Genomic DNA, 18,489 nt, shown 5'->3' with positions numbered 1-18,489 from the left:
CGCGCGCAAAACCCGGTTCCATGCAGGGCAATAATCGTCGCGGTGGCGCCGGCTATGCTCGGCCCACCTCCCAACATGGTTCCGCGGACATGAGCTTTTCCGTCCAACCCACGGGCGAGGGCATGGGTATCCCGCAGCTGGGCTACGGGGTATGGCAGGTCGAGCCGGATGCCAGCGCCGCCCTGGTTGCCCACGCCCTGCGCACCGGCTACCGGCTGATCGACACCGCCGAGGCCTACTACAACGAGGAAGGCGTGGGCGAAGGCATCCGCGCCTCGGGCGTGGCACGGGACCAGGTCATGGTGGCGACCAAGGTCTGGAACACCCACCACGGCTACGACCAGACCCTGCGCGCGTTCGACGCCAGCCTGCACCGGCTAGGTCTGGACTATGTCGACCTGTACCTGATGCACTGGCCCTCGCGGATCCGCAATGCCTACGTCGATACCTGGCGGGCGATGGTGCGGCTGCGCGACGAGGGGCGCGCGCGCGCCATCGGCGTGTGCAATTTCGCCATTCCGCAGCTGCAGCGCCTGATCGGCGAGACCGGGGTGGTACCGGTGTTGAACCAGGTCGAGCTGCATCCGTACTTCCAGCAGCGGGCGCTGCGGCGGTTCCACCGGGAAGCCGGGATCGCCACCCAGTCCTGGAGCCCGCTGGGCGTGTGGAAGGACGGCCCGGCCTCGCCGCTCGACGATCAGGTGGTCCGGGCACTGGCGGCCAAGCACGGCAGGACCCCGGCCCAGGTGGTCCTGCGCTGGCACCTGGACAACGGCCTGCTGGTGGTCTCCAAATCGGCGCGTCCGGCGCGCATCGAGGAGAACTTCCGGATCGGGGACTTCGCGCTCGACGAGGAGGACCTGGCGCGCATGGCGGCGCTGGACCGCGCCGACGGACGCCTGGGGCCCGACCCGGAAACGGCGGAGTTCTAGCATTCCACCGGCGCGTCCGGCGCGGCGCACGGCAGGCAGAGGAGGGAGAGGAATGGATCGACTTCAGGCCATGCAGGTGTTCGCCCGGGTGGTCGAGGCCAACAGCTTCAGCAAGGCGGCCGACAGCCTGGCGCTTCCGCCTTCCTCGGTCACGCGCGCGGTCAAGGAGCTGGAGAACTACCTCGGCGTGCGCCTGCTCCAGCGCACCACCCGGCACCTCAGCCTGACCCCCGACGGCAGCCTCTACTACGACCATTGCCGGCGCCTGCTGGCCGAGATCGAGGCGGTGGAAGCCTCGTTCCCGGGCAGCGCCGGGCGGCCGCGGGGTCGGCTGCGGGTGGACATGACCCCGTCGTTCGCCCGGCTGTTCGTGCTGCCTGCGATCCGGACCTTCCAGGACGCCTATCCGGAGGTCGAGCTGACCCTGACCCTCGGCGACCGCACCGTCGACCTCGTCCAGGAGGGCGTGGACTGCGTGGTCCGCGCCGGCGTGCCCCGGGATTCGGCCACGCTCGTGGCGCGCCGGATCGCCGGGTTCGAGTGGGTCATCTGCGCCGCGCCGGCCTACCTGGAGCGGTACGGCGAACCGCGCTCGCTGGAAGACCTGCGCCAGCACCGGGCGGTCGGCTTCCTGTCCGGCCGCAGCGGCCGCCGCACGCACTGGAGCCTGGTGGTCGACGGCGAGGAGTACGCGGCGCAGCTGCGCGAGGACATCACCGTCGACGACACCGATGCCTACGTCGCCTGCGGGCTGGAAGGCCTGGGGCTGGTCCGGGCGGCCAGCTACATGGTGGTCCCGCACCTGCGCAGCGGGCGCCTGCGGCGGGTGTTGCCGGAACTGAAGGCGCCGACCGTGCCCTTGTCGCTGATGTATCCGCAGAACCGCCACCTGTCGCCGACGGTGCGCGCCTTCGCCGACTGGATCGGCGGGCTGATGCGCGCGGTGGAACCACAGTGGAAGCTGCCCGGCTAGGCGCGGCCACGGCACCGGACCGTCGCGCGGGCCGTGCCGCCATCGGGCAGGCCAGCGTGCGGCCGCAACCAGGCACGGTGTGTCCCGGCCGCGCCCGGCTCCGTGCGACGGCGCCGTGGTGGCTGTCCGGCTCCGGGGCAGGGCGATGGATGGATGCCCCGGCCGGATGGCCAACGCGCACGAGCCACCGCGCGCGGATCGACCCGGCAGATGCCGCGGGACGAAGCCGGCGCGAAAACCGTTGACCTTTCCGCGACGCCCCTTTAACATGCGCAGCCCGCACCGACTGGTGCGGAGGAAAACCCGGGCGGTTAGCTCAGCGGTAGAGCATTGCCTTCACACGGCAAGGGTCGCAGGTTCGATCCCTGCACCGCCCACCAGCTTCCAGGAAAGGCCGGCTGCCAAGCCGGCCTTTTTGCATGCCGCGTTCACGCGGGCCTGCTTAACAATGCCCCGATTTGGCCGCATCATCGGGAGCGTCTCACGGTGTTGGCCGCGAACAGGGAGTTGGAACTTGCCGGGAGCCATCCCACCCAGGTACATCCGCTGGCGCCTGCCGCTGCTGGTTTCTGCGGCCTTGCTGATCCTGCTGGTGCCGTTCCTGCTGGTCCGGGAGTGGACCAACTACAGCGATGACGCCGACCGCCACGTGCAGCACAGCCTGCAGGTGGAGGCCAGCAGCCAGCGCCTGCACGCCCTGGTCCGCGAGATCGATTCCCTGGCCTTCGCCATCAGCAGCGGCGCCGACAGCCCGCAGCTGCGGCGGCGCCTGGCGCTGGACCTGGCCGAACTGGATCCGGCGCTGGAGCGCCTGGCCGAGCTGACCCGCGACAACCCCGACCAGCAGCAGCTGATCGGGCGCCTGCGCACCCTTATCCGGCAGCGCCTGGAGCTGGTGCGCGGCCTGGTCGACGCGCCGGCCGAGGAGGCGCAGCGGCTCGGCGCGATCGACGAGATGTACGGCCGCGACCAGATCCGCGACCTGTTCGCGGAATTCATCCAGAACGAGTACACCCTGCTGTCGGAGCGCTCGGCGTACGCCGACTCCCAGCGCGACCGCGCGCGCTGGCTGGCGTTCGTGGCCCTGCTGGTGCAGGTCCTGCTGACCGGTGGCGTGTTCTGGATGCTGTACCGCCAGGAGGCGCGGCGCACGGCCTCGGAGGAGGCCCTGGCGCGCGCCAGCGCCCGCGCGCTGGCGGTGCTGCAGACCGTGCGCGAGCCGATCGTGCTGCTGGACGGCCAGCAGCGGGTGCTGATGCACAACGCCGCGTTTTCCGAGTTGTACGGCCAGCCCGCCGGCACGGACGCCGCGCACGTGCGCCTGCAGGAGGTGGGCAGCGGCACCTGGGACGACCCGGTGGTGCTGCAACGCCTGGCCGACGTGCTCAGCCGCGACCGCGAGCTGTGGGACTACGAACACGTGCAGCGCACCGCCGACGGCCAGACCCGCACCATGCTGATCAACGCGCGCCGCATGCAGCTGCCGGACCGCGCCGACGACGTGGTGCTGATGACCGTCAGCGACATCACCGCGCAGAAGGCGGCGCAGCAGCGCATCGCCGACCTCAACCGCCAGCTGGAGGGCAAGGTCGAGCAGGTCTCGGAGGTCAACCGCGAGCTGGAGGCCTTCAGCTACTCGGTCTCGCACGACCTGCGCGCGCCGCTGCGGCACGTGGCCGGCTTCGCCGACAAGCTGGCCCGCCACATGGGCGATTCGCTGGACGACCGCGGCCGCCACTACCTCGACGTGATCAGCAGCTCGGCGCGGCGCATGTCCTCGCTGATCGACGACCTGCTGGTGTACTCGCGCCTGGGCCGCAGCGCGCTGAAGCTGCAGGCGGTGGACATGCAGTCGCTGGTGGAGGAGACCCGGGCGGTGCTGGACACCGGCAGCGCGGTCGACGCCGAGGAGAGCGGGCGGCCCGCGCACCGCATCGAGTGGCGCATCGCGCCGCTGCCGGTGGTGGTCGCCGACCAGAACATGATGCGCCAGCTGTGGCTCAACCTGCTGGGCAACGCGGTCAAGTACTCGGCCCACAGCGAGCCGGCGGTGATCGAGGTCGGCTACGAGCCGACCGCCGACGGCGGCCACCTGTTCACCGTGCGCGACAATGGCGTGGGCTTCGACATGGCCTACGCCGCCAAGCTGTTCGGCGTGTTCCAGCGCCTGCACAAGGCCAGCGAATACCCCGGAACGGGCATCGGCCTGGCCAGCGTGCGCCGCGTGCTGGGCCGCCATGGCGGCCGCATCTGGGCCGAATCCGAGCCCGGCAAGGGTGCTACCTTCCACTTCATCCTGCCCGCGCAGGATTCCACGACGTCCGGGAGCTTCAACGCATGAGCGCCATCCGCACCATCCTGCTGGCCGAAGACAGCGCAGCCGACGCCGAAATGGCGATCGACGCCCTGCGCGAAGCCAACCTCGCCAATCCGATCGTCCACGTGGAGGACGGGGTCGAGGCGATGGAGTACCTGGAGCGCACCGGCAAGTACGCCGACCGCCCCGACGAGAACCCGGCGGTGCTGCTGCTGGACATCAAGATGCCGCGCATGGACGGGCTGGAGGTGCTGCAGCGTATCCGCGCCAACGACAAGCTGCGCCGCCTTCCGGTGGTGATCCTGTCGTCCTCGCGCGAGGAGAGCGACCTGGCGCGCAGCTGGGACCTGGGCGTCAATGCCTACGTGGTCAAGCCCGTGGACATCGACCAGTTCTTCGGCGCGGTCAAGACGCTGGGCCAGTTCTGGGCGGTCATCAACGCCACGCCGGATATCGAAGGTTGAGCCGATGCCGCTGCGTGCCATAAGCCGCGACGCCAAGGTCAGGGTCCTGTTCATCGAGGACTCTCCCGAGGATGCGGAGCTGATCCGCTTCCAGCTGGAGGACGCGCACCTCAACGCCGAGTACCTGCGGGTCGAGGACGAGGAGGGCCTGCGCGAGGCGCTGGCCGGGTTCAAGCCGGACATCGTGCTGTCGGACCTGAGCATGCCCGGCTTCTCCGGGCACGACGCCCTGCAGATCGTGCGCGAGCACTCGCCGCAGGTGCCCTTCATCTTCGTCTCCGGCACCATCGGCGAGGACGTGGCCGTGGCCGCCCTGCGCGAGGGCGCCAGCGACTACATCCTCAAGCACAGCAGCGCGCGCCTGCCGGCGGCGGTGGAGCGCGCCCTGCGCGAGGCGCGCACCGAGGCCGAGCGCCAGCGCGCCGAGCGCGAACTGATGCGCACCCAGCGCCTGGAGAGCCTGTCGCTGCTGGCCGCCGGCCTCAGCCACGACCTGCGCAACATCCTGCAGCCGTTGCTGATCGTCCCGGACCTGATCGCCCAGCGCAGCGACGACCCGCGCCTGAAGCAGCTGGCCGCGGTGGTGGCCGAGTGCGGCCGCCGTGGCCACGAGATGGCCGAGTCCATGCTGTCCTTCGTGCGCGGCTCGCGCCGGGCCAGCGAGCGCTTCCGCGTGGCCGACCTGTTCCACGCCGTGGCGCTGCTGCTCAAGGGCAGCCTGCCGCGCACCGTGCAGTTCGAGCAGGAGCTCGAGGACCCCGCGGTGGAACTGCACGGCAACTACACCGAGCTGCAGCAGTGCCTGCTCAACCTGTGCCTCAACGCGGTGCAGGCCATGCCCAATGGCGGACGGCTGGAATTGGCGGCGGCGGTGGACGGCGAGCAGGTGGTGCTGAGCGTCAGCGACACCGGCGTGGGCATGGACCAGCGCACCCTGGAGCAGCTGTTCACCCCGTTCTTCACCACCAAGAGCGACGGCACTGGCCTGGGCCTGGTCTCGTGCCGGCGCATCGTCGAGGGCATGGGCGGCAGCATCGGGGTGAGCAGCACCCCGGGCGTGGGCACGCGCTTCGAGGTGCGGCTGCCGCTGCCTTCGGAGGCCGCGGAGGAGGAGACCCGCATGGCACCGGTGGTGCCGGGGCAGGGCGAGCGCATCCTGATCGTGTTCCGCGACGGTACCCGCCTGTCGCTGCTGGGCAACGCCCTGGCCAGCCAGGGCTACGCCCCGCAGCTGGCCAGCGACGGCGCCGCGGCCCTGCGTTCGTTCGCCGAATCCGGCGAGCCGGACGTGGTGGTGGTGGACAACAGCATCGCGCTGTTCCCGGCCACCGCCCTGCTGTCGACCATGTACGAGTCCGGCTACCGCGGCCCGGCGATCCTGGTCGGCGAGGACGAGAAGTTCGACCGTTCGGTGGTGCCGGAGGGTGCGGTGCTCGAGGTCCTGCCGCAGCCGCTGGACATGCACCGCCTGTTTGCAGCGGTTGCCGGAGTGCTGGCGCGGCGCCAGCCGCGCTGAGCCACGGCCCCGGCGCCCGCCTATACTCCGGGGCATCTGCCACGGGAGGATGTATGGGGAACAGGGGCATGCGCCGCTGCGGCGCGTTCGCGGCGATGGTGGTCGTGCTGGCGGCGCTGCTGGCTTCCGGATGCGGGCGTGATCCCGGTGGCCAGCTGCCCCGGGCCAGCGGCGAGAAGCTGCAGGCCGAGCGCGAAGCGCCGGCCGGTTTCGCCCTGGTCCGCGCCTGGGCCGACCAGCACGAGGGCCGCCTGGCCCTGGCCCTGGAGTTCTCCCGGCCGTTGGTCGGCACCCAGGACTTCGACGCCCTGCTGAAGGTGGAGCCGGCCGGCAATGGCCGCGACGGCAGCGGCTGGACCCTGTCCGACGACGGCAAGGTGCTGCGCTATCCCTTCGTCGAGGCGGCGCGCGACTACACCGTGACCCTCGCCGGCGCGCTGCTGGCCGCCGACGGCAGCCGCCTGGAGCCGCCGCTGGAGCAGGCCATCCACACCGGCGAACTGGAGCCGGTGGCCGGCTTCGCCTCGCAGGGCAGCGTGCTGCCGGCGCGCGAAAGCCGCGGCCTGCCGGTGGTGTCGGTCAACGTGGACGAGGTCGACGTGGAATTCCTGCGCGTGCGCGAGGACGCGCTGCCGCGCTTCTTCGCCCAGTTCCAGCGCGGCGGCCGCCGCGGCGGCTGGGAGCTGGACCGCGACTACGGTGACGGCACCCCGCTGCGCGAGCTGGCCGAGCCGGCCTACCTCAACCGCTTCGTGCTCGGCGGCGGACGCAACGAGCGGGTGGTGAGCCACCTGCCGGTGCAGGACATCGCCGAGCTGCAGCAGCCGGGCCTGTACTTCGCGGTCATGCGCCGCGTCGGCCGCTATTCGGATTCCTACGACACCGCGTTCTTCACCGTCAGCGACATCGGCCTGCATGCGCGTGCCTACCGCGACCGGCTCTACGTGCATACCGCCTCGCTGCGCGACGGCGCACCGCTGAAGGGCGTGGAACTGCGCGTGCTCGACGCCAGGGGCCAGCCACTGCTGAAGTCGGCCACCGATGGCAACGGCAACGCGCTGCTGGACTACCGCCTGGACGCCGGCCACGTGCTGGTGGCCCGGCGCGGCAAGGACGTGTCGCTGCTGCCGTTCAACCAGCCGGCGCTGGACCTTTCCGAGTTCGCCGTGGCCGGCCGCGCGCAGGCGCCGTTCGACGTGTTCGCCTGGTCCGGCCGCGACCTGTACCGGCCGGGCGAGACCCTGCGCATCTCCGCGCTGCTGCGCGATTTCGACGGTCGCGCCATGCCGGCGCCGAAGGATGGTGGCCAGCCGCTGTTCCTGCGCCTGAAGCAGCCGGACGGGCGCGTGTTCCGCGAGACCCGGCTGGAGCCCGGCGCGCAGGGCTACTACGCCTTCGAGCTGGCGATCCCGGAGGACGCGCCGACCGGGCGCTGGCAGGTGGAGTTCCGCACCGACCCGGCCGAGGGCCCGGCGGTGCAGGGCATGAGCCTGCGCATCGAGGAATTCCTGCCCGAACGCCTGAAGCTGGACCTGGCCACGGCCAGCGCCGGCGACACACTGGCCCCGGGCGCGCCGCTGCGGCTGCGTGCCGAGGCCGCCTACCTGTACGGCGCGCCGGCGGCGGGCAACCGCTTCACCGCGCGCATGGCGCTGGCGGTGGCGCGCGAGCCGGTGGCCGGCTGGCCGGGCTACGCCTTCGGCGACGCCACCGCCGAGCTGCCGGGCGGGCCGCGCGAGGTGCTGGACACCCAGTTCGATCCCCAGGGCCGCCTCGAGGCCGAGCTCGCGTTGCCGGAGGAGGCGGCGCGCGCGAAGACCCCGGTGAAGGTGACCGTGCTCGGCGAGGTACACGAAAGCGGCGGGCGCCCGGTCGCGCGCAGCCTGCAGCGCGTGCTGTGGCCGGCGCCGGCGCTGGTCGGCGTGCGCCCGCTGTTCGAGCCGGAGGAGGGCGCCCCGGCCGAGGCCAACGCCGGCTTCGAACTGGTGCGGGTGGATGCGCAGGGCAGGCCGCAGCCGGGCAAAGGGTTGCAGCTGACCCTGGTGCGCGAGCTGCGCGACTACCACTGGCGCCACGACGACGAGGGTGGCTGGAACTACGACTTCACCCGCCGCTTCGAGAACGTGGAAACCCGAACCCTCGACGCCGGCGCCGGCCCGGTGCGCTTCGAGGTGCCGGTGGCCTGGGGCGAGTACCGGATCGACGTGTTCGACCCGGCCACCGGCCTGACCATGCGCTATCCATTCCACGCCGGCTGGAGCTGGGGCGACGACAACCGCGGCCCGGACGCGCGCCCGGACAAGGTCAAGCTGGCCCTGGACCGCACTGCCTACCGTGCCGGTGACACACTCAAGGTCACCGTCACCCCGCCGCATGCCGGCCGCGGCGTGCTGCTGGTGGAGAGCGACCGCCTGCTGTACGTGCACGACATCGAGGTGCGTGGCCAGCCCGGCAAGGCCGCGGCGACGTTCGAGATCCCGGTGACGGAGGACTGGGAGCGGCACGACGTCTACATCACCGCGCTGGTGTTCCGCCCGTCCGCGGCTGATGCGCTGGTGGCCCCGGCGCGCGCGGTGGGCGTGGTCCACGTGCCGATGCGCCGCGACGAGCGGCGCGTCGCCGTCGGCCTGAGGGTGCCGGAGCAGGTCCGCCCGCAGCAGGACCTGCCGGTGACGGTCAGCGTGCCGCAACTGGCCGGCAAGCTGGCCCACGTGACCGTGTCGGCGGTGGACGCCGGCATCATCAACATCACCCGCTTCCCGGTGCCGGACGCCGCCGCGCACTTCTTCGGCCAGCGCCGCCTGGGCACCGACGCCTACGACGTTTACGGCCGGGTGATCGGCAGCTACGAGGGCGGCACCGCACGCCTGCGCTTCGGCGGCGACATGGCCCTGGTGGCGCTGCCGCAGGCGCGCCGGCCGACGGCGCGGGTGCAGACCGTGGACCTGTTCTCAGGCCCGGTGCGGCTGGACGCCAACGGCAACGCGCGGATCGCGCTGCCGTTGCCGGACTTCAACGGCACCCTGCGGGTCTCGGCCCTGGTCTACGCCGACGCCCACTACGGCAAGCGCGACGCCGAGGTGCTGGTGCGCGCGCCGGTGGTGGCCGAGGCCGGCATGCCGCGGGTGCTGGCCCCGGGTGACCGCGGCACCTTGAGCCTGGACGTGCAGAACTTCAGCGGCAGTGCCGGCGAGTTCCGGGTGCGGGTGGACGGCGAGGGCCCGCTGCAGGTCGGCAACGGCGAGCGCCGCATCCGCCTGGAGGACGGCGCCAAGGCGACCCTGGAATTCCCGCTCGACGCGCGCCCGGGCAGCGCCGTGGCCAGGGTGCGCGTGCGCGTGGACGGCGGCGGCTACAGCGTCGACCGCCGCCACGAGCTGCCGGTGCGCCCGGCCTGGCCGGCGGTGCTGCGCGCGCAGACCCGGGTGCTGGAGAACGGCGCCACGCTGGTGCTGGACCCGGCCCTGGCCGAAGGCCTGCTGCCGGATACCGTGGACTTGCGCCTGCGCATCAGCGCGGGCCCGCCGATCCCCTACGCCAGCGCCCTGCAGGGCCTGCTCGACTACCCCTACGGCTGCGCAGAACAAACCACCAGCAAGGGGTACGCCGCGCTGCTGATGGATCCGCGCACCGCCGACCGCCTGGGCGGGCCGTCGCTGCCGGCCGAGCAGCGACGCGCGCGGGTGGAGGGCGCGATCGGGCGCCTGGTGGCGATGCAGACCGCCGGTGGCCACTTCTCGATGTGGGGCGGGGAGGGCCGCGCCGAGCCGGCGCTGACCCCGTACATCGCCGAGTTCCTGCTCGACGCGCGGGAGGCCGGCTTCGTGGTTCCGGCTGGCGCCTTGCAGAAGGCGCTGGACCGCCTGTCCGAGGACCTGCTGTCCGGCGACCCGCAGTTCTACGGGCGCGAGCACCGCGAGCACCTGCGCTTCGCTTACCGGGCCCATGCCGGCTACGTGCTGGCGCGGGTCAACCGCGCGCCGCTGGGCACGCTGCGCGCGCTGTACGACCAGGAGAAGGGACGCAGCCTCACCGGCCTGCCGCTGGTCCAGCTGGGCCTGGCGCTGGCCCTGCAGGGCGACGTCCGCCGCGGCGATGCCGCGATTGCCGACGGCTTCGCCCTGGATCCGCGCAAGCGTCCGCGCTGGACCGGCGACTACAGCAGCGCGATCCGCGACGACGCCCTGATGGTCGCGCTGCTGCACGAGCGCGACCGCGCCGACGCGAAGTTCGACGCGCGGGCGATGGAGGTGGCGCGCGCGCTGCAGGCCAGGCGCGCGGCCGACGGCAGCGGCCGCCTGTGGCTGAGCACCCAGGAGCAGATGGCGATCGCGCGCCTGGGCCGCGCCCTGCAGGCCGGCGACGGGCGCAAGGTCGCCGGGCAGTGGCGTGCTGGCGGCCAGGTGCAGGCCGTGGAACCGGCGGCGGTGTTCGCGCGCAGCCTGGACGCGGTGGCACTGGCTGCCGGCGCCCGCTTCCAGGCCGAGGGTGGCCCGTACTACGCCAGCATCGAGGTGGCCGGCGTGCCGCGCCAGGCACCGGCGGAGGAGCGCAGCGTGGCTGGCATCAGCCGCGACTGGTTCTGGCCCGATGGCCGCCGCTGGAGCGGCGGCACGCTGAAGGAGGGCCAGGTGCTGGTGGCGCGGCTGACGGTGGAAGCCGGGCAGCCCATGCCCGATGCGCTGGTCACCGACCTGCTGCCGGCCGGGCTGGAGGCGGAGAACCTCAACCTTGGCGACGCCGCGCAATGGGAAGGCATCAGCATCGAGGGCGTCGCCCTGTCCGGGCGCGCCGGCGAGGCCGACATCCGCCACGAGGAGTACCGCGACGACCGCTATGTCGCGGCGATCTCGCTGGGCGAGGGCGGACGCGCGCGGCTGTACTACCTGGTGCGCGCGGTCACCCCCGGTACCTATGCCGTGCCGCCGCCGCAGGTGGAGGACATGTACCAGCCGGCGCTGCGCGGCACCGGCGCGGCGCGCCCGGCCCAGGTCACGGTGACCCCGCCGTGACCCGGGGCATGAAAAAACCCCGCCGGAAGGCGGGGTTTTTCCTTTGCCTGGAGATCCGGGTGGATCAGTCCAGCGGAGTGATGTTGGACGCCTGGGCGCCCTTGGGGCCCTGGGTGACCTCGTAGCTCACGCGCTGGCCTTCCCTCAGCGAGCGGAAGCCCTTGGCGTTGATCGCGGAAAAGTGCGCGAAGACATCCGCGCTCCCGTCTTCCGGCGAGATAAAGCCAAATCCCTTGGCGTCGTTGAACCACTTGACGGTGCCGTTGGCCATGATGCTGCGTAATCCTTGCGTTTGATGGAGATGCGACTGCCGTCGCGAGCGCGAGTATGCAAATACCGGGGCCAACTGACAATCAGTTTGATCAATAGGTTTCGCTTGTTACCGGTAACTTCGTGAATCAGCCGGCCTGCAACAGCGCCTGGATCAGCTGCGGAAGCCCGGCCGAAGCGGCCGCCACGTTCTCCAGCACTTCCTCCAGGGTGATCTCCGCCGCGTCGCCGCAGCCGGCCGCCCAGTTGGCCACGATCGCCAGGCAGGCGTACTCCAGGCCCAGCTCGCGGGCCAGCGCAGCCTCGGGCATCCCGGTCATGCCGACCAGGTCGCAACCGTCGCGGCGCATGCGGGCGATTTCCGCATTGGTCTCCAGGCGCGGCCCCTGGGTGGCGCCGTAGCAGCCGCCGTCCACGACCTCGATCCCGGCCGCGCGCGCGGCCGCCAGCACCTTGCCGCGCAGTTGCGGGCTGTAGGGCTGGCCGAAGTCCACGTGCAGCGGCTCGCCTTCGCCGTCCCAGAAGGTGGAGGCGCGGCCCCAGGTGTAGTCGATCAGCTGGTCAGGGCAGGCCAGCACGCGCGGCCCGTAGGCCTCGGTGATGCCGCCGACGGTGTTCAGCGCCAGCACCCGGCGCGCGCCGGCCTGGTGCAGGGCATGCAGGTTGGCGCGGTAGTTCACCCGGTGCGGCGGCAGCGCGTGGCCTTCGCCGTGGCGGGCGAGGAAGGCCACCCGCGCACCGCCCAGGCGGCCGATGCGGACCGGCCCGGACGGGGCGCCGTAGGGGGTTTGGAAGCTGCGCGACTCGACGTCTTCCAGGGCGGCCAGGCGGTACACGCCGGTGCCGCCGATCACGGCCAGGTCCAGCGCCACGGCTCAGTCCTTCAGCGCGTAGATGGCCGGCAGGTTGCGGCCCTGCTCGTAGTAGTCCATGCCGAAGCCGAACACGTAGCGGTCCGGCAGGTGCAGGCCGGCGTAGTCGGCGCGCACGCCCTCCACGCAGCGGTCGTGGTCCTTGACCGTCAGCGCGGCGATGCGCACGTCGGTGGCGCCCTGCTCGATGCACCAGCGGCGCACTTCCTTCAGGGTCTGGCCCTCGTCGAGGATGTCGTCGGCGATCAGCACCCGGCGGCCGTACAGCGAGGTGGCCGGGCGGTGTTTCCACACCAGCTCGCCGCCCTGGTTCTGGCCGCGGTAGCGGGTGGCATGCATGTAATCGAACTGCAGGTCCAGGCCGCGCTTGCCCAGCTCCAGGGCGAGCTGGCCGGCGAACAGCATGCCGCCGTGCATCACGGTCAGGAACACCGGGACGAAGCTGTCGCCGAGGCGGTCGGCCGGGACGTCGCCGATGTAGTCGCGGGCGATCTCGTCGGCCATGCGGGCGATGGCCGCGTCGATGGTGGGCCGGTCGACCAGCAGGTCGGACTTGGCGAGGACTTCGGAAATGATGAGCGGAGTGGACATCGGGTCAGGCTACAGGAAGGAGGGCGGTAAGTGGGCGCTCAGGCGGCGGAGGAGGGCAGGCGCGCGCGGGCGCCGGCATGGCGGGCGTCGGCCAGCAGGCCGTCCCAGCCCAGCGCGCCGCGGCCGAGCAGGCCCAGCAGCGCGGCGGTGTTGAGGGGGCGGTCGCGCACCGCCTGCAGCGATTCGGCGACCAGTTCGGGATGGCAGACCAGGACCACGTCGCAGCCGGCGTCCAGGTGCGCCAGCACGCGGGCGCGCACCCCGCCGGCGGCGTGCGCGGCGGCCATGCCGATGTCGTCGGAGAACACCACGCCGCGGAAGCCCAGTTCGCCGCGCAGGAACTGCCCGATCCAGAACGGCGAATAGCCTGCCGGGTCCGGGGCGATGGCCGGGTACTGCACGTGGGCCATCATCACCGCGTCGGCGCCGGCCTCGATCCCGGCGACGAACGGCACCAGGTCCTCGCCGCGCAGCGCCTGCAGCCGGCGCGGGTCCACCGCGTGGTCGACGTGGGTGTCCTCCAGCACGGTGCCGTGCCCGGGGAAGTGCTTGAGGGTGGCGGCCATGCCCACCGAGTGCATGCCGCGCACGTAGGCGCGGACCAGCTCGGCCACCGCTTGCGGGTCGGGGCCGAAGGCACGGTCGCCGATGGCGAGGTTGCCGCGGCCCAGGTCGGCCACCGGGGCGAAGCTCAGGTCCACGCCGCTGGCGCGGATCTCGCTGGCCATCAGCCAGGCGTGCTCCTCGGCCAGGGCCAGGGCGGCCTCGCGGTCGCGCGCGTACAGCTCGCCGATCCGCTGCAGCGGCGGCAGGTCGCTGTAACCCTCGCGGAAGCGCTGCACGCGGCCGCCTTCCTGGTCCACGCAGACCAGCTGCGGGCGCGGCGCCGCCTCGCGGATGGCGGCGGCCAGCTCGGCCACCTGCGCGCGCGAGGCGAAGTTGCGCTTGAACAGGATCACGCCGGCGACCGCATCGTGCTGCAGCCAGTCGCGCTCCTGCGCGGTCAGTTCGGTGCCGGCGACGCCGATCAACAGCATGCGGGGGACTCCAGGACGCGCGGATGCGCGTGGTGCGCATTGTCGCAGATGCGGGGCGGAGGCCGCGATCGCGGCGCGGCAGGGCTCAGCCGGCGGCCGGGCCGGCGCGCTCGGCCTCGCTCCATTGGCTGTAGGGGCGGTCGGCCAGGGCCAGGTTGTAGTAGCGCTGCAGCTCGGTGACCTCGGCGCCCAGCCAGTCCGGGCGCTGGAACGCCTCGTCCACCGCGTCCAGTTCGATCTCGGCCACCACCAGGCCGGCGTTCTCGCCCTCGAACTCGTCGATCTCCCACAGGTGGCCGCCGTGGCGCACGTAGTGCCGCTGCTTGCGCACCAGGCCGCCGACGCACAGCTCCAGCAGCTGGCGCGCGTCCTCCACCGGGACCGGGTAGTCGAACTCCAGCCGGCTCGGCCCGGACTGGGCCGACTTGATGTTGAGGAAGGCCGCCTCGCCCTCGATCCGGACCCGGATCGAGGCCTTCTGGATGCCGCCGGACAGCACGTCCAGGTCGCTGAGGTAGCCCTGGGCCATGGCCTGGGTGCGTTCCACCGACCGGCGCCAGCCGTCGCCGGCCAGCAGGAACTTGCGCTCGATCTCCACGCCCATGGCGGCCGGACTCCTTGCTGAGGGGGCGACATGATGCCAGCGGCGCCCGGCCGCTGTCCGCGGCGGCATTGTCGCGGATCATGGACGCTCCGTGCCTGGTTCGTGTATTAAACCGGCTGCCCTTCCTCCTGGACCCGGGACCGCCGCATGCAGAAAGACAGCACGATCCGCCTGCTCATCGTCGACGATCGCGTGGAGGATGCGGAGGCGGTCGTGACCGCCCTGCGCAACGGCGGCATCGCGGTGCGGCCGCTGCGGCCCCAGGACCCGGCCGAGCTGGCGCAGATGGTCGCCGGGCAGCCGGTGGACCTGGTGCTGGCCAGCAATTCCACGGCCATGCCGCTGGAGCAGGTCTGCGCGCAGGTGGGCGCCAGTGGCAAGGACCTGCCGCTGCTGGCCCTGGTCGACCGGATCGACGACGCCGCGGTGCTGGCCTGCCTCGGCAACGGCGTGCGCGCCCTGGTGCTGCGCCACCGCCCCGAGCACCTGCTGGCCACGGTGCGCCGCGAATGGTCCGACCTGGAGGCGCGCCGCGGCCTGCGCCGGCTGGAGGCGCAGCTGCGCGAGACCGAGCGCCGCTGCGACGCGCTGATCGCCTCCTCGCGCGACCCGGTGGCCTACATCCACGAGGGCATGCACATCCGCGCCAACGACGCCTACCTGGAGATGTTCGGGTTCGAGTCGTTCGAGGAGGTGGAAGGCATGTCGCTGCTGGACCTGGTCGCGGCGCAGCACATCGATGCCTTCAAGCAGCTGCTCAAGGCGCTGTCGCGCGGCGAGCCGCCGCCGGCCGAATACCTGATGGAGGCGCGCCACCTCGACGGCAGCACCTTCCCGGCGAAGATGGAGTTCGCCACCGCCACCTACGAGGGCGAGCCCTGCATCCAGGTGGTGTTCCGCCGCCGCGAGGAGCTGGACCCGGAGCTGGCGCGCGAGGTCGAGGAACTGCGCCAGCGCGACCAGGTCACCGGCCTGCTCAACCGCCCCACCTTCATGCGCATGCTGGAGGACGCGGTGGCGCGGGTGGGCCGCGACGGCGGCCAGTACGGCTTCCTGCTGCTGGAGCCGGACCATTACGCGCGGCTGCTGCCGGACATCGGCCTGGACGCCGCCGACGCCTTCATCGCCGCCCTGGCCGAGCGCGTGCGCAGCGCGCTGCCACCGGAGGTGCCGGTGGCGCGCTTCGGCGAGGACAGCTTCGCCGTGCTGGTGGAGGGCAACCACGCCAGCACCCGCAACGTGGCCGAGGCGCTGCGCGACGCCATCGCCACCCACGTGGTCAGCGTCGGCACCCGCTCGGTGGCGGTGACCGCCAGCATTGGCGGCGTGCAGGTGGGCGAGAAGATCGCCAGCGTGCCGCAGATCCTGTCCAAGGCGAACCACTGCCTGCACGCGGCGGTGGAAATGGGCGGCAACAGCGTCCAGGTATTCGACCCGGGCGCGGCAGACCGCGCCGAGGAGGAACGCATCGCGCGCTGGGTCGAGCGCCTGCGCGAGGCCCTGGCCGGCGACGGCTTCGTCCTGCACTACCTGCCGGTGCTGGGCCTGCAGGGCGACAACGGCGAGCTGTACGAGGCGCACCTGCGGATCGAGGTCAACGGCGAGCTGGTGCGGCCCTCGGCCTTCGCCGCCATCGCCGAGGAGCACGGCCTGCTGGGCGAGATCGACCGCTGGGTGGTGCGCAAGGCGATCGCCACCCTGGCCGAGCGCGACCGCGCCGGCCGCAACACCCGCATCCTGGTGCGGCTGTGCCCGGACTCGTTCGCCGGCGACGCCATGGCCACCCTGATCCGCACCGAGCTGGCGATGAACGGCGTGTCCGGCGACCGCCTGTGGCTGGAGGCATCCGAGGCCAAGGTGTTCACCCACCTGCGCGACGCCCAGCAGTTCCTGTCGGCGGTGTCCTCGCTGGGCTGCCGCATGGGCCTGGAGCAGTTCGGCTCCGGCCTGGATTCCTTCCAGCTGCTGGCGCACTTCCGCCCGGCCTTCCTCAAGATCGACCCGGGCCTGACCGACGACCTGGGCAAGGGCGGCGATGCACTGGAGAAGGTGCGCGAGATCACCTCCCGCGCCCAGGCCGACGGGATGGCGACCCTGGCCGAGCAGGTCGGCGACGCGCCCACCATGAGCCAGCTGTTCACGCTGGGCGTGGACTATGTATCCGGCGGGTTCGTGGCCCCGGCGGGGCCTGAGATGAACTTCGAGTTCGGCTGACCGCGCGGCGGCGCGGCCGGCCATCCCGGTGGCAGGAGGAGCGCATGCAGCCGAACCGTTTCGAGACCCACGCCGTCGCGAACCAGCCGCCGCCGCTGGTGCCGCGCGACCTGTGGGGCGACGACCTGGCCCTGCGCGAGGCGGTGTCGCGCGGTGGCGCGGGCGCGTTCGTCCCGCGCCTGCAGGCCTATGGCGCGCTGGCCGGCGACGAGCTGTACCGCCTCGGCTTCGACGCCAACCGCGACCGCCCGCGCCTGCGCACCCATGATGCCCAGGGGCGGCGGATCGACCTGGTCGAGTTCCACCCGGCCTACCACCGGCTGATGGAGCTGGCCAAGGCGCACGGCGTGGCCGGCCTGTCCTGGCACGAACCGGTGCCCGGCGCCCACGTGGCGCGCGCGGCGCTGGCCTATCTGCACCACCAGGCCGAGGCCGGCACCAGCTGTCCGCTGACCATGACCCACGCCGCGGTACCGGTGCTGCGCCAGGCGCCGGCGCTGGAGGCATGGGCGCGCGGCGCGGCGACGCCGGCCTACGACCCGCGCGACCTGCCGATGGCGGAAAAAGCCGGGCTCACCCTGGGCATGGGCATGACCGAGAAGCAGGGCGGCTCGGACGTGCGCGGCAATGCCACCACCGCCACCCCGCTGCCAGGCGGCGATGCCTGGCAACTGGTCGGGCACAAGTGGTTCTTCTCCGCGCCGATGTCCGACGGCTTCCTGGTGCTGGCGCAGACCCCCGACGGGCTGGGCTGCTTCCTGCTGCCGCGGCGGCTGCCGGACGGGTCGAAGAACGCGTTCCGGCTGATGCGGCTGAAGGACAAGCTGGGCGACTGGTCCAATGCTTCTTCCGAAGTGGAGTTCTGCGACGCCCTGGCCTGGCCGGTGGGCGAGCCCGGGCGCGGCGTGGCCACGATCATCCCGATGGTGATGCTGACCCGGCTGGACTGCATGCTCGCCGCCGCGGCGCAGGTGCGCTGGGCGATGGCCAATGCGCTGCACCACGCCCGCCACCGGATGGCCTTCGGCCGGGTGCTGGCCGGGCATCCGCTGATGGCCAACGTGCTGGCCGACCTGGCGATCGAATCGGAGGCGGCCACCGCGTTCGCGCTGGACGTGGCCGCCGCGGTGGACGCGGGGCCGGGCGATCCGCAGGCCGCGGCCTACGCCCGCGTGGCCACCGCGGTCGGCAAGTACTGGCTGTGCCGGCGCGCGCCAACGCTGGTCAACGAGGCCCAGGAATGCCTGGGCGGTGCCGGCTACGTGGAGGAATCGGTGCTGCCGCGGCTGTACCGGCAGGCACCGCTGAACTCGATCTGGGAAGGCAGCGGCAACATCCAGTGCCTGGACGTGCTGCGCGCGCTGGCGCGCGAGCCACAGGCGGCGCAGGCGCTGCGGGCCGCGCTGGAACGGGCCGCGAGCATGGACCCGGTGCTCGCCCGCCAGGCCGCGGCCATCGCCGGCCTGCTCGCGCAGCCGCGCGAGGAACTGGAGATCCGGGCGCGCCACCTGGTCGAGCGCATCGCCCTGGTGCTGCAGGGAGCGGCCCTGCACGCGGCGGGCAGTCCGGTCGCCGGGGCCTTCGTGCGCAGCCGCCTGGACGGCGCCCACGGCCTGGCCATGGGCACGCTGCCGCCCGGCATCGACTTCGCCGCGGTGATGGAGCGGGCGCTGCCGTAGCGCCCGCG

Annotated in this window: 13 protein-coding genes and 1 tRNA gene; 9 read left to right on the top strand and 5 right to left on the bottom strand. The window is 72.4% G+C overall.

Features of this window, described 5'->3' with window-relative positions; translation table 11 throughout:
- Positions 1 to 89 precede the first annotated feature (89 nt).
- The 7 genes from EIM48_RS13085 (at position 90) to EIM48_RS13055 (ending at position 11,214) form a co-directional block, all read left to right on the top strand.
- A complete protein-coding gene (locus EIM48_RS13085; protein ID WP_125111844.1) occupies positions 90 to 932 on the top strand; it encodes an aldo/keto reductase in 843 nt (280 codons plus the stop codon).
- A gap of 52 nt (positions 933 to 984) precedes the next feature.
- A complete protein-coding gene (locus EIM48_RS13080) occupies positions 985 to 1,905 on the top strand; it encodes a LysR family transcriptional regulator (protein ID WP_028914916.1) in 921 nt (306 codons plus the stop codon).
- A 305-nt stretch (positions 1,906 to 2,210) separates the two neighbouring features.
- Positions 2,211 to 2,285, top strand: a tRNA-Val gene (locus EIM48_RS13075).
- Between the two features lie 134 nt (positions 2,286 to 2,419).
- On the top strand, positions 2,420 to 4,246 hold the full coding sequence (locus tag EIM48_RS13070) for an ATP-binding protein (protein WP_158675217.1): 1,827 nt from the start codon (positions 2,420 to 2,422) through the stop codon (positions 4,244 to 4,246).
- The gene (locus EIM48_RS13065; protein ID WP_019399367.1) at positions 4,243 to 4,686 is read left to right on the top strand and encodes a response regulator; all 444 of its coding nucleotides are present in this window, start codon (positions 4,243 to 4,245) and stop codon (positions 4,684 to 4,686) included. The genes EIM48_RS13070 and EIM48_RS13065 overlap by 4 nt, the downstream gene beginning before the upstream one ends.
- A 4-nt stretch (positions 4,687 to 4,690) precedes the next feature.
- Positions 4,691 to 6,202 carry an ATP-binding protein gene (locus EIM48_RS13060; protein ID WP_019399366.1) on the top strand — a complete coding sequence of 504 codons (1,512 nt, stop codon included), beginning with the start codon at positions 4,691 to 4,693 and terminating at the stop codon, positions 6,200 to 6,202.
- A 68-nt stretch (positions 6,203 to 6,270) separates the two neighbouring features.
- On the top strand, positions 6,271 to 11,214 hold the full coding sequence (locus EIM48_RS13055; protein WP_125111842.1) for an alpha-2-macroglobulin: 4,944 nt from the start codon (positions 6,271 to 6,273) through the stop codon (positions 11,212 to 11,214).
- Between the two features lie 64 nt (positions 11,215 to 11,278).
- On the opposite strand, the gene EIM48_RS13050 is transcribed toward EIM48_RS13055, so the two are convergent.
- The 5 genes from EIM48_RS13050 to EIM48_RS13030 all read right to left on the bottom strand — a co-directional run bounded on the left by EIM48_RS13050 (position 11,279) and on the right by EIM48_RS13030 (position 14,588).
- Positions 11,279 to 11,485 (bottom strand): cold-shock protein, encoded by a 207-nt coding sequence (locus EIM48_RS13050; RefSeq protein WP_013535008.1) that lies wholly within the window; start codon positions 11,483 to 11,485, stop codon positions 11,279 to 11,281.
- A gap of 127 nt (positions 11,486 to 11,612) precedes the next feature.
- Positions 11,613 to 12,344: an S-methyl-5'-thioinosine phosphorylase gene (locus EIM48_RS13045; RefSeq protein WP_037034694.1), complete on the bottom strand. Its 732-nt coding sequence runs from the start codon at positions 12,342 to 12,344 to the stop codon at positions 11,613 to 11,615.
- A gap of 15 nt (positions 12,345 to 12,359) precedes the next feature.
- The gene (locus EIM48_RS13040; protein ID WP_125076815.1) at positions 12,360 to 12,947 is read right to left on the bottom strand and encodes a hypoxanthine-guanine phosphoribosyltransferase; all 588 of its coding nucleotides are present in this window, start codon (positions 12,945 to 12,947) and stop codon (positions 12,360 to 12,362) included.
- Between the two features lie 38 nt (positions 12,948 to 12,985).
- Positions 12,986 to 13,984, bottom strand: a complete 999-nt coding sequence (nagZ, locus tag EIM48_RS13035; RefSeq protein ID WP_125076814.1) for a beta-N-acetylhexosaminidase — start codon at positions 13,982 to 13,984, stop codon at positions 12,986 to 12,988.
- Positions 13,985 to 14,069: 85 nt separating this feature from the next.
- Positions 14,070 to 14,588: a CYTH domain-containing protein gene (locus tag EIM48_RS13030; RefSeq protein ID WP_125111841.1), complete on the bottom strand. Its 519-nt coding sequence runs from the start codon at positions 14,586 to 14,588 to the stop codon at positions 14,070 to 14,072.
- A gap of 147 nt (positions 14,589 to 14,735) precedes the next feature.
- On the opposite strand from EIM48_RS13030, the gene EIM48_RS13025 reads away from it, so the two are divergent.
- Together EIM48_RS13025 and EIM48_RS13020 are read left to right on the top strand one after the other, a co-directional pair.
- Positions 14,736 to 16,802: an EAL domain-containing protein gene (locus EIM48_RS13025; protein WP_019399360.1), complete on the top strand. Its 2,067-nt coding sequence runs from the start codon at positions 14,736 to 14,738 to the stop codon at positions 16,800 to 16,802.
- 44 nt (positions 16,803 to 16,846) lie between these two features.
- Positions 16,847 to 18,481 (top strand): acyl-CoA dehydrogenase family protein, encoded by a 1,635-nt coding sequence (locus tag EIM48_RS13020; protein WP_125111840.1) that lies wholly within the window; start codon positions 16,847 to 16,849, stop codon positions 18,479 to 18,481.
- Positions 18,482 to 18,489: the final 8 nt, after the last annotated feature.

Origin of the sequence: Pseudoxanthomonas sp. SGNA-20 (genome assembly GCF_003931635.1) — a bacterium.
GTDB lineage: Bacteria > Pseudomonadota > Gammaproteobacteria > Xanthomonadales > Xanthomonadaceae > Pseudoxanthomonas.
The sequence above is the reverse complement of the archived record's forward strand: the minus strand, read 5'-3'. Positions and strand labels throughout refer to the sequence as shown.